The sequence below is a fragment of the Saccharopolyspora sp. NPDC045839 genome, from assembly GCF_056431645.1.
Map to the genome: position 1 here is coordinate 1 of NZ_JBWKKH010000013.1, position 11,096 is coordinate 11,096.

An 11,096-nucleotide genomic window follows, 5' to 3' on the forward strand; every position below is an offset into this window, starting at 1 on the left:
TCCTCGACCGCGTCCGCTGCTGCCCCCACCAAGTCGGCACCCTCGCCCAAGCCATCCTCACCCTCGAACACGAAGCAGGATGAAAAAGGCTCATTTCAATGGAAATTGCGGATCAGGTCGCGTCGTCGTGCTGCTTCGGGGTCGTGGACGGCGTGGTGTCCAGCTCGGAGGCCCGGAAGTCGACATTCGACGCCTCGTCCGGGCTGAGCCCCGCCAGGCCCTGCCCCTCGAGCTTCTTGGCCCGGCGCTTGTCGTTGAACTTGCAGATCACCATCGCGACGGTGAACAGCACGGACAGCGCGGCCGCCAGCGCCAGCATCGAGAACGGGTCCTGTCCCGGCGTGGCGATCGCGGCGAACACGAACAGCGCGAAGACCAGGCCTCGCCACCAGCTCTTCAGCTTGGCGTAGCTGACGATGCCGGCCAGGTTGAGCATGACCAGGATCAACGGCAGCTCGAAGCTCACGCCGAAGATCACCAGCAGGAGCAGCATGAAGCTGATGTACTTGCCACCGGTGAGCGCCGTGAAGAACGCGTCCCCGCCGAACCCGGACATGAACCCCAGCGCGGTCGGCAGGATGTAGTAGGCGAGCACCGCGCCCGCGACGAACAGCACGGTCGCGCAGGCCACGAACAGCCGGGCGAACCTGCGCTCCTTGGAGTACAGCCCCGGCGTGATGAACGCCCACAGCTGGTAGAGCCACACCGGGCTGAACAGCACCGCTCCCACCGACACGCCGACCTTCAGGGTCAGCATGAAGATCTCGAACGGCTCGGTCTGCAGCAGCTGACACGTCCCGTTCGGGCTGAGCCGTTGGGTCATCGGAAGCTGGCAGTACGGCTCGAGAAGCACTTGGCTGAGCGTGGGCAGCCCGTAAATCGAGTTGGAGAACCACCAGATCCCGAAGATCGCGCCAACCGTCACCGCCACCACGGCCACGCCCAACCGGTACCGCAGCTCGTAGAGGTGATCGACGAGCGTCATGGTGCCGTCGGGGTTGTGCCTGCGCCCCCACCGACGGCGACCTTTGCGGAACGGGTTCAGGCGCCCCAGTGCACTGGCACCCACCTTGTTGTTCCCGTCCTCAGTCAGTTCTTGGAGTCGTTGCGCTGCTTCTCGTCGACCGTGGACGTGACCGGGGGCGCGCTCGGCTCACCGGAGGTCAGCTCCGGCTTCGGCTCCCGCTCGGCCTTCTCCTTCTTGGCCGCTTCCTCGTCCTGCTTCATGCCACGCGCCTCGGCCTTGAAAACACGCGCCGACTGGCCGAGCGAACGGGCCATCTGCGGGAGCTTGGTGGCACCGAAGAGCAGCACCAAGACCAAGACGATGAGGATCAGTTCCCAGCCACCTGGCAAACCCATTCGTGTCCAACCTTTCGTGATGTCCCTGCAGGCGCAATGGTACGCAAGACGGGAGTCGACAAATAGGGCCGTTGCGCGTCACCGGTTGCGACGTTGGGCGAACGCCACCTTCAAACCGGCCACGCGAGCCTTCACCAGGCCGCTGCGGTCGTCCAGGTCGTGGAACACCTGCCGCTGCACGACTTTGAACCTGCGCAGCTCCCGGAACAACCGGACCAGCAGCAGCGCGAGCAGGACCAGGCCCACGACCAGCAGGACGAGACTCCACACGTACGGCACGTCGGTAACGGTATCCCGCTCAGGTGGACGGAAGGTGACGCGCCCGCGTCAACGCGTCTTCCGCACGTTGACGCACGTCACACGCCAGCTCGTCGGGGCTGAGCACCCGCGCCTGGCCGCCCAGGCCCAGCAGCAGCCGGGTCATCCACGTCCGGTCCGAGTAGCGCATCCGCACCCTGGCCCGGCCCTGCGGCAGCTCGACGAGCTCGTCGACCGGGTAGTACTCGGCCACCCAGCGCGCGTCGGGCTCCAGCTCCACCTCGGCGACGAGCTGGTCCGGCGCCGGCCGGAACAGCCCCTCCGAGACGTCGGTCGGCTCGGCCTCCGACGGCGGCTGCGCGGCCTCGGCCAGCACCTCGACGTCGTCGATGCGGTCCAGCCGGAACATCCGCACCCCGGCCGCGCTGCGGCACCAGGCCTCCAGATAGTTGCGCCCGTCGATGAGCAGCAGCCGCATCGGGTCGACGGTCCGCTCGCTGATCTCGTCTCGGGAGGCCGTGTAGTAGCGCATCCGCAGCGCGCGACGGCGCGTCGTCGCGTCCTGCACCGCCGACCGCACGCCCGGCCGCACCGCGCCTTCCCGGCCCTCCAGCCCGACCACCACGCCGGCCGGGCGAGCCTGCCCGACCGCGTTCTCCACCTTCGCCAGGGCGCGCTGCACCGCGTCGGTGTCCGCGATGCCCGGGGTGTCGGCCAGCGCCCGCAGCGCCACCAGCAGCGCCGTCGCCTCGGACGCGGTGAGCCGCAGCGGCCGCCGCATGCCCGCGTCGTAGGTGACGGTGATCGAGTCGCTCTCGAAGGACAGGTCGATCAGGTCGCCGGGCCCGTAGCCGGGCAGCCCGCACATCCAGAGCAGCTCCAGGTCCTTGCGCAGCTGCTGCTCGGTGACGCCGAAGTCGGCGGCGGCGTCGGCGATCGGGATGCCCGGCCGGCTCAGCAGGTACGGCACCAGCGCCAGCAGCCTGGGCAGCCGTTGGGTCGCGCTCGTCATCGGCCCTCCCCCACCTGGTCGACGACGTCCAGGTGGATCTCGTGCACCGTCTTGCGCAGCGTGTCCGGCTCCAGGACCACGACGTCCGGTCCGTACCCGGCGAGCCAGCTCGCCGCCGACTCCGGGTAGTTCAGGTCGATCTCCAGCACGTCGCCCTCGTCGCCGCCGAGCTCCATCCGGTCCACGACCGTCGCCCGGCGCCGCAGCCCCTGCGCCCGGCCGGCCGCGGCCCACACCCGGGCCAGCGTGGCCGGTGGCGGCTCGCGGTGCTCGCCGGCGACGAACCGCAGCAGGTCGGTGTCCGGCGGGCGCTGCACCTGCCCGGTGGGTCCCACCGCCTTGGCCTGACCCTGGATCCGGGACAGCCGGAAGCAGCGCGGCGCCTGCCGGTCGCGGTCGTGCCCGACCAGGTACCAGCGGCCGCGCCAGGACACCACGCCCCACGGCTCGACGGTGCGGCGGTGCACATCGGGGCTGCTCGGACGCCGGTAGTCGAACTCCACCACCCGGCCCGCCTGCACCGCGGCCAGCAGCGGCGCGAACGCCGGATCGCTGGTGCGCACCTTCGGCTCGACCGCCGCCGAGGAGCGCTCGTCGACGTCGACTCCGGCGGCGCGCAGCTTCAGCAGCGCACCCCGGGCCGCCGAGGTGAACTCCGGGGAGTCCCACAGCCGCACCGCGAGGGCGACCGCGGCGGCCTCGTCGGGTTCCAGGTCGATGTCGCCGAGTTCGTAGTCGCGGCGGGCGATCCGGTAGCCGTCGGCGGCGTCGAAGGCGGAGTTGCGCCCGGTCTCCAGCGGGATGCCCAGGTCGCGCAGCTCGGCCTTGTCGCGTTCGAAGGTCCGGAAGAAGGCCTCGCCGGTGGGCGCGCCGGCATAACCCGGCACGATCGCCCGGATCCGCTCAGCGGTGAGGTACTGGCGCGTCGACAGCAGGCACAGCACCAGGTTCACCAAGCGTTCAGCACGCACAGTGGCCACTTCGAAAGCCTAGCCCCGCTGTATTCGATCATGTGTTTGGGTCCGGTGCGCGATGCGTCCAGCGGTGCAGCCGGGACCGATGTGGCGGCGGTGCGGTAAGAAGACTTGCCCCCGCACGCACCCCCGACCGGAAGCCGGAGCCGTCCTTGCCGACCGAGCACGATGCCGAGACGCTCGCGGCGCTGCGCGCGATCGCCGAACAGATCGCCGCCGCCGCGCCCCAGGGCTGGCGGCGCGCGGTGCTGCGCGGATTCGCCACGGGCGGAAGCGGTTCCGGTCATCACGGGTTCTGGTACGAGCCGGAGCCGCCCGGCGGGACCGGCGAGCTCGACCTGCACGAGGCGCTGTGCCGGGTGCACGAGCTGGAGCGGGCCGGGGACCGGCTGAGCGTCGAGCTGGTGGTCCGCCCGAACGGCAGGTTCGAGGCGCTCACCAGCGAATCGCTGCGGCGCCCGACCCGGTCCGACCGCACCGGCTTCACCTACCTGCTGCGCCCCGGCGAACTGCCCGCCGAGCCCGCCGACTTCCAACCGGGGCCTGCAGACCCGACGCAGGCCGGCGACCCGCTGCAGGCGCTGGAGCTGCTGGACGGCTATCTCGCGCGGCGCGCCGAGATCCTCGACCGCCCCGAGCGGCTACCGCAACCGCTGGACGCGGGCGAGCGGGAGTTCCTCGAAGACCGGCTGCCGGTGCCGCTGCCCGCGGATCTCCGGGCGCTGTACGGCCGGATCAACGGCGACCGCCGCGCCGGTCTGCTGCACGGGCACGAATGGCTCGGGCTGAACAAGGTCGTCGCGCTGAGCGACCCGGCCGACCGCTGGTGGGCGGTGCGCGACTGGGAGCGGCTGCTGTTCCGGGAGCTCCGCTACGACTCCCGCCCGGCGGGCGCGGTGCGCCGGGCGGTGGACCGCACCGGCTGGCTCCCGTTCGCGCACGACACGGGCGGCGCCTTCCTGGCGGTGGACATGGATCCCGGCCCCAACGGCCGGCCGGGACAGGTGATCCGCGTGGGCATGCGCCACGACGACGGTCCGGTCTACGTCGCCGACTCGGTGACCAGCCTGCTCCAGCGCCACGTCGACGCGCTGGCGGACTACTCCTACCAGTACCGCGGCGGCGAGCTGCGGTTGTTCATGGCGGCGGAGCCGGAGCCCGCCGAAGGCCGCGAACTGCGGGTGGAGGGCGATTCGGCCCGGCTGCGCGACATTCCCCCGGCGGTCCAGCGGCTCGTCATCGCCAACACCGACCGGGTCGACCTGGCGCCGCTGCGCGGGGCTCCGTCGCTGCTCGAGGTGGAGCTGATCGACTGCCCGGCCGCCGACCTCTCCGCGCTGCGCGACGTCCCGGTCGAGGTGCTGACCGCCGAGCTCGACAGCATCGATCTCGCGCCGCTGGCCGCGCACCCGACGCTGCGGGTGCTGCGGCTGACCACCGGCCGGCCGGTCGACCTCAGCCCGCTGCGCGACTGCCCGCGGCTGTACGGACTGGACCTGGCCCGGGCCGAGATCGGCGATGTGGCCGTGCTGTCCGATTTGGACGGCGTGCGCCACCTCAGGCTCAACGAGCGCCAGTGGGACACGTTGCGGGAGACGGCGTCCCACCCGGCGGGCCTGGCCGCCGCGGAGCTGAGCGGTTCGCCCGCGCTGCGCGACGCGGCCGCGTGGGCCGAAACCCTCGTCGACGAACCGGATCTCCGCTACACCCGGAGCCGCTACGGGCCGCCGGCGGGCCCGCGCACCTCGCTGTGGCGCCGGCTGCTGCGGCTGCGACGGCCCTGACGCCTTGACCGGATCACTATAGTATTCGTCAGCAACTTGGAGCGATCGCGTCCCCGCCGAACGACCGGGAGGCCGGGCATGGGAACCGACGACCGAGCCGCCGCGCCGCAGGGCGAGATCACCAGCGGGCACGTCGAAGTGCGGGTGCACTGCGCCGCGCCGCTGCCCCGGGCGTGGGCGGCGATCACCGAGCCCGCGCACGTCGAGCAGTGGTTCGGCTACCTCGCCGGACCGTTGCGCGTCGGCGAGGAGAACCGCGTCGACTTCGGCGACGGGGACTTCTTCGCCCTGGTGCCGCGGCGGATCGAGCCGCCGGAGCTGGACTTCGAGTGGCGCTTCCTGGGCGTCGCCCGCCAGGAGCTGATCACCTGGCGGCTGGCGCCGACCGCGGACGGCGTGTCGGTGACCGTCCGCGACCACGACGACCGCCGGTCCCCGGCCGAGGCCGCCGAAATGCTGGAGGGCTGGACGGATTTCCTGTCCCGCCTGGAACGGCACCTGCGCACCGGCAAGAACACCCGCTACGGCTGGCGCGATGACATCGACGGTTCGGTGGAGCTGCCGGCCGGCGGTTTCCACCCGCTGCGCGAATCCGAGTTGTACGAATGGCTGCCGATCGCCAGCGACGGTTTCGAACCGAGCTGGTTCTTCGTGCTCGACGAGGAAGGCCCGCGCCGGTTCCGGATCCGCGACTGGGCGCTGACGCCGGACCGCCTGCTGACCTTCACCGTGGAAATCCCGGACTCGCAGCACGATCCGGCGTGCACCGTGCGGTTGCGGGAAGCGGCGGGCGGAACCTGGAAGCTGAGCTTCGCCCACACCGGCTGGACCCGGCTGGGCTGGTCCGCGCAGCGCGCGCAATCGGTGCGCCGCCGGTTCGCCGCCACCTGGATCGCGGCCCTCTCCGCCGCCCGCACCCACGCCGGGTGAGGCGGACCCCGCCGGTTCCGTTCCCGTGAGCACCTTGGGGTGCTATAGCGGTTTGAAATGTTGGTGCGCCGGGTCACGGCAGGACGGCCCGCGCTTTCGGGGCGGTGGAGTCAACGGCCTGTTCACCTCGCCTATTGACACCAGCGGGCCGTTCACTTCAATCCCAAGGGTGCCCACCGGCATCGGGCGGATGAAGCGAACGGACCGTTCACCTCGCCTATTGACACCAGCGGGCCGTTCACTTCAATCCCAACGGTGCCCACCGGCATCGGGCGGATGAAGCCCTACCTCGCCACAGAACGTTCACCTGGGGTTCGTGCCGAAGCCAGTCGGCAAGTTGGGAGAAGCCCTTCGGGCCCGGTCGTCAATACCTTCGGAAGGGTCGAAACAGCCCGACGCCGAAAGGAATCAGTGCAATGGCGATCGATTTGTGCAACAAATCTCCCGGCGCACTCGCCGAGCACCACCCGGGCCGCTGGGACGCCGCCGTCCAGGATCCGAAGGCACTGGAGGACCTGGCCACCGAGCAGAAGGACGCGCTGAACTTCGCGTACCGCACCACGCTCAGCAACGTCGACCCGCGGTTCGTCGCCGGCGACCCGGCGGCGTGGGCCAGCGACTTCGGCTACGCCCTCGACCGCGTCGCCATCCGGCTGGACAACCGCAGCAACGACCAGCTGCGGGAGCAGGCGTTTCAGCACCCCGACCCCGCGATGCGCGAGCAGGCCCTGTTCGAGTACGCCGACCGCGACCACGAGGACGCGGTGGCGCTGCTGGCCGAAGCGGCCCGCACCGACCAGGACCGGCAGGTGCGGTGGGACGCGCTCTGGGCCATCGAGAAGCTCGGCGGGCCGACCGCGATCGCGGCGCTCGGCGAGTTCCTGACCGACGACGACCCGGAGATCGCCGAGTGGGCGAAGCTGTTCATCAGCGAGCTGCAGACCGGCGACCCGGCGTTCGACGGACGATCCGGGCTGTACACGCCGGACCGCACCTTCGACGAGACGATCTTCCTGCTGATCCACTGCGACCTGTACGTGCGCCTGGACCCGTCCAACACGCACTGGGGCAAGATCTCCTTGGCACCGCAGGGACTCGCGCGCATCTACGGCCAGGCGCACGCCTGCCCGAACGTGGCCACCAGGGAGAAGCAGCTGGTGATCGCCAAGACCATCGACGGGCTGCACCAGGACGGCTCGCCGCACTGCGACAACTACCTGTTCCGCGGGTTCACCGACCGCACCCGCCGCGACCGGGGGAACTTCTTCTTCGAGTCGCTGGTGCCCCGGACGTTCTTCAAGTCCGGGCAGGCCGACGACCCGAGCCAGGGCGTCCGGCAGGCCAACATCGGCTTCGCCCGCTACGGCACCTGGCACCTGGAGCCGCGGTTCCAGGTGCGGGAGGAGGCCGCGATCCGCTACGTGCGCGGCCGGTTCCAGGGCTGGGGCTACGTGGACCTGAGCCGGATCGCGGGCAAGTCGCTGGAAGAGGTGCTGGTGCCCGGCAACGGCGTGCTGTCCACATTGCACGATCCCGAGGTCGGGCCGATGACCAACGCCTTCATCCTCGGCACGTTCAAGGGCAAGCTCAACGACTGGGACGGCGACGGCACGATCGACCTCAACTCGCGCGACGTCTACTCCACAGTGGACGGCGAGATCGACATGGACCAGGACGGCGTCGCCGACCGGCCCGGCCTGACCTGCTGCGACCACACCGCCCTGATGCCCTGAACCACCCGACGCCGAAGGGACGACCACCATGTCCACACCGACGCAGAAGCCGTCCGTGGTCTACGGCCGCCCGGTCACCACGGACGGCGTGCCCAACCTCTACTCCGGCACCGAGGTGCAGCCGTGGACGACGCCGGAACCCGGCATCGACAACCTCGGCATCTCCTCGATCGACACCTTCGCGGTGCCCGGCGTGGGCGAGTACACCGTGCCGTTCGACGGCTACGTGCGCGTGGTGCGCTCGCAGCCGACCGCGACCGAGTGGGCCAACGCCGAGGTCTACACGAACCTGATCGAGATGCGGATGACCGGCGAGTCCGAGGAGCTGGGCCGGATCACCGTGACCCTCAACCCGGAATGCCTGTCCGCGGGCCAGATCCGGACCCCGTTCGACCCGTACGCGGGCGAGGGACCGGCGGCGAAGGCCTGCCGGATGGCGGTCGGCGCGATCTTCGACATGCCGAAGCTGGGCCTGCAGCTGATCAACAAGGAACCGATCATCCTGACCATCGACGACGTCCGGCAGATCCCGCCGGCCGGTTCGCCGGGGAAGGGGCAGATCTACCGGATGCTGCCGCTGCACGACATCCGCCGGCCGGATGACGACCCGGTCGCCTACGTGACCAGCCTGCGCTTCACGATGGGCGGCTACCTCCCCAAAGAACAGATCGCGTGATTCCGAACCCAGCTGGAAGCCGGTGGTCGCGACCACCGGCTTCCAGTGGTGTCCGCCTGGTTTTCGTCGACGTGGCGAGGGAGAAGTCAGATGAGCACCGAACAGTTGCACGTCGGCGGTCCGCCCGGCCTGGGCGTACCGGTCGCCGACGAGGCCGCGGGCTTCGCGCCGCTGCGGGGTAGCGCCGTGCCGGTCGCCCAGGACCGGTGGGAACGGCTGGTCAGCACGGTCGTCATCCCGGAGCCGCCGCGGGCGGTGTGGGCCGCGCTCACCGATCCGGACCGGGTTTCCCAGTGGTTCGGGGTGTGCCGGGGGAACTGGGCCCGCACCGGCGCCGAGGTGATGCTCGACTTCGAGGACGGCGAGTTCTTCTGGTGCCGCACCCAGCGGAGCACCGCCCCGGGCGACGGCCGCCCCGGGGTGCTGCGCTACCTGTGGCGGTGGGTCGGCATCGGGCCGGCGACCTCGGTGACCTGGACCGTGGAACCGGCCGGGGCGGGCACCTCGGTGACGGTGGTCGAGGAGGCGGTCAACCCGCCGTCGGACTGGCGGTCCTGGAACGGCATGGGCTGGCCCGGCATCCTCGACCAGCTCGCCGCGCACCTGCGCACCGGCACCGAGTGGCGGTGGCCGTGGCGCCGGATGGGCCCCTACCTGCAGATCCCGCTGCCCGCGCCGCCGTTCCAGGCGTGGGAGGCGCTCACCGCGCCGGGGGCGGTGCGGCACTGGCTGCAGCCGTGCGCCGGGTCGCTGGCGGCCGGCGAGGAGATGACCGTGGTGATGGGCGACGCCAGCGGCCGGGCGCTGCTGCGGGTCACCAGGCTGGTCGACAGCGGGCAGGAGTTCCCGTCCTACCTGCCGCACCTGGAGTTCGAGCTGCGCCGGGCGTCGTGGCCGGCGGCGCTGGGCGGCCGGATCTGGATCGAGCCGGTGGGGCTGCGGGAGAGCCTGCTGCAGGTCTTCCACGACGGCTGGGAGGACCTCGGCATCCCGGACGCGGTGACCGAGCGCAAGATCGTCACCGGTTACTGGGTGTCGGCCGCCGCCCGGGCGCAGATGTTGTTGCAGCAGCAGGGCCCGTCCGACGGAGCGCCGGTGGGGCCGCACGGCTGGTCGATCAGCGGCGGCGGGGCCGAGGCGGGCCGGACCAACGGGCATGGCCCGGCGCCGGCCGTCGTGCCCGCGGAGTCGCCCGCGATGGACTTCGCCGGGCGGGCGATGTCCGATCTGGGCGGTGCGATGACCAGCGTGCTGTGCGTGCTCGGCCTGCGGTTGGGGCTGTTCCGGGCCTTGGCCGGCGCCGGTCGCGTCACCGCCGCGGAACTGGCCGGGCTCGCCGGCTGCGACGAGCGGTACCTGCTCGAATGGCTGCACGGCATGGCAAGCGCCGGCTACCTGGAACGGCACGACGGGCAGCGGTTCTCGCTACCGGCCGGGGCGGCCGCCGTGCTCTCCGACGACTCGCCGATGAGCCTCGCCGCCGGCTACGAGCTCGTGCCGCCGCTGGTGGGCGCCGTCCGGGAGGTGGAGGAAGCGTTCCGCACCGGCGCCGGGGTTCCGCACGACCGCTATCCGCAGCAGTTGTTCCTCGCCATGGAGCGGATGAGCCGGACCTGGCTGGACACCATGCTGGTGCCGCAGTGGATTCCGGCCGTGGACGGGCTTTCCGAGGTGCTGGGGCGGGGTGGCACGGTCGTCGACGTCGGTTGCGGTGGCGGGCACGCGGTGCTCCGGCTGGCGCGGGCCTTCGAGGCCACCGGCTTCGTCGGGTTCGACCTGCACGAGCCGAACGTGCACCGGGCGCGGGCGGCGGCGGTGGAAGCCGGGGTCGCCGACCGGGTGCGGTTCGAGCACCAGGACGCCGCCGAGGGGCTGCCCGAGCAGGTCGACCTGGTCACGATGTTCGACGTGCTGCACGATGCGCCGGACCCGGGCGGGCTGCTCCGGGCGGTTCGCGGCGCGCTGCGGGAGGACACCGGCGCGGTGCTCGTGCTGGAGACCAACTGCGCCGAGGACCCGGCGGACAACACCGGCCCCGGCGCGACGATCCTCTACGCCACGAGCACGCTTTACTGCCTGCCGTCGGCTCTTTCGCAGGGCGCACCCGGGTTGGGGACGCTCGGGCTGCCGCCCGGGAAGCTGCGCGAGCTGGCGACGGCGTCCGGTTTCCGCAGCGTCGAGCGGATCCCGATGCCCAGCCCGATGAACGCGCTGTACGTGCTGCGGCCCTGAGCGGCGCTGGTTCCGCCGGCCGTGAGTCTTTTGGGCTGCTATGGCAACCCAAAAAAACCCCCGCCCCCGTGGGGAAGTGATGGTGCCCCATCCGGTCACCCCCCCTTAACCCGTGCCCCGGTTTGTTGGCCAGGA

General features: G+C 71.3%; 10 protein-coding genes. 5 read left to right on the forward strand and 5 right to left on the reverse strand.

Annotated features, from left to right (window positions below; all coding sequences use genetic code 11):
- Positions 1 to 112 precede the first annotated feature (112 nt).
- The 5 genes from tatC to AC07EQ_RS19675 form a co-directional block, all read right to left on the reverse strand.
- Positions 113 to 1,069: a twin-arginine translocase subunit TatC gene (gene tatC / locus AC07EQ_RS19655; protein ID WP_478389368.1), complete on the reverse strand. Its 957-nt coding sequence runs from the start codon at positions 1,067 to 1,069 to the stop codon at positions 113 to 115.
- A gap of 20 nt (positions 1,070 to 1,089) precedes the next feature.
- Positions 1,090 to 1,362: a Sec-independent protein translocase subunit TatA gene (gene tatA / locus AC07EQ_RS19660; RefSeq protein WP_358388060.1), complete on the reverse strand. Its 273-nt coding sequence runs from the start codon at positions 1,360 to 1,362 to the stop codon at positions 1,090 to 1,092.
- 78 nt (positions 1,363 to 1,440) lie between these two features.
- Positions 1,441 to 1,641, reverse strand: coding sequence for a bacteriophage holin (locus AC07EQ_RS19665; protein ID WP_093260095.1), 201 nt, complete (start codon positions 1,639 to 1,641; stop codon positions 1,441 to 1,443).
- Positions 1,642 to 1,660: 19 nt separating this feature from the next.
- A complete protein-coding gene (locus AC07EQ_RS19670; RefSeq protein WP_478389369.1) occupies positions 1,661 to 2,632 on the reverse strand; it encodes a helix-turn-helix transcriptional regulator in 972 nt (323 codons plus the stop codon).
- On the reverse strand, positions 2,629 to 3,612 hold the full coding sequence (locus AC07EQ_RS19675) for a helix-turn-helix transcriptional regulator (protein WP_478389370.1): 984 nt from the start codon (positions 3,610 to 3,612) through the stop codon (positions 2,629 to 2,631). Before AC07EQ_RS19675 ends, AC07EQ_RS19670 begins: the two co-directional genes overlap by 4 nt.
- Before the next feature lie 146 nt (positions 3,613 to 3,758).
- Here AC07EQ_RS19675 and AC07EQ_RS19680 point away from each other — a divergent pair, with 146 nt between their 5' ends.
- The 5 genes from AC07EQ_RS19680 (at position 3,759) to AC07EQ_RS19700 (ending at position 10,961) form a co-directional block, all read left to right on the forward strand.
- Complete coding sequence (locus tag AC07EQ_RS19680) at positions 3,759 to 5,390, forward strand: SMI1/KNR4 family protein (protein WP_478389371.1); 1,632 nt, start codon at positions 3,759 to 3,761, stop codon at positions 5,388 to 5,390.
- Positions 5,391 to 5,468: 78 nt separating this feature from the next.
- On the forward strand, positions 5,469 to 6,320 hold the full coding sequence (locus AC07EQ_RS19685) for an SRPBCC family protein (protein WP_478389372.1): 852 nt from the start codon (positions 5,469 to 5,471) through the stop codon (positions 6,318 to 6,320).
- A 416-nt stretch (positions 6,321 to 6,736) separates the two neighbouring features.
- A complete protein-coding gene (locus AC07EQ_RS19690) occupies positions 6,737 to 8,053 on the forward strand; it encodes a HEAT repeat domain-containing protein (RefSeq protein WP_132480634.1) in 1,317 nt (438 codons plus the stop codon).
- Positions 8,054 to 8,081: 28 nt separating this feature from the next.
- Positions 8,082 to 8,729, forward strand: a complete 648-nt coding sequence (locus tag AC07EQ_RS19695) for a DUF6073 family protein (RefSeq protein WP_478389373.1) — start codon at positions 8,082 to 8,084, stop codon at positions 8,727 to 8,729.
- 90 nt (positions 8,730 to 8,819) lie between these two features.
- Positions 8,820 to 10,961, forward strand: a complete 2,142-nt coding sequence (locus AC07EQ_RS19700; RefSeq protein ID WP_478389374.1) for an SRPBCC domain-containing protein — start codon at positions 8,820 to 8,822, stop codon at positions 10,959 to 10,961.
- The last annotated feature ends 135 nt before the right edge of the window (positions 10,962 to 11,096 follow it).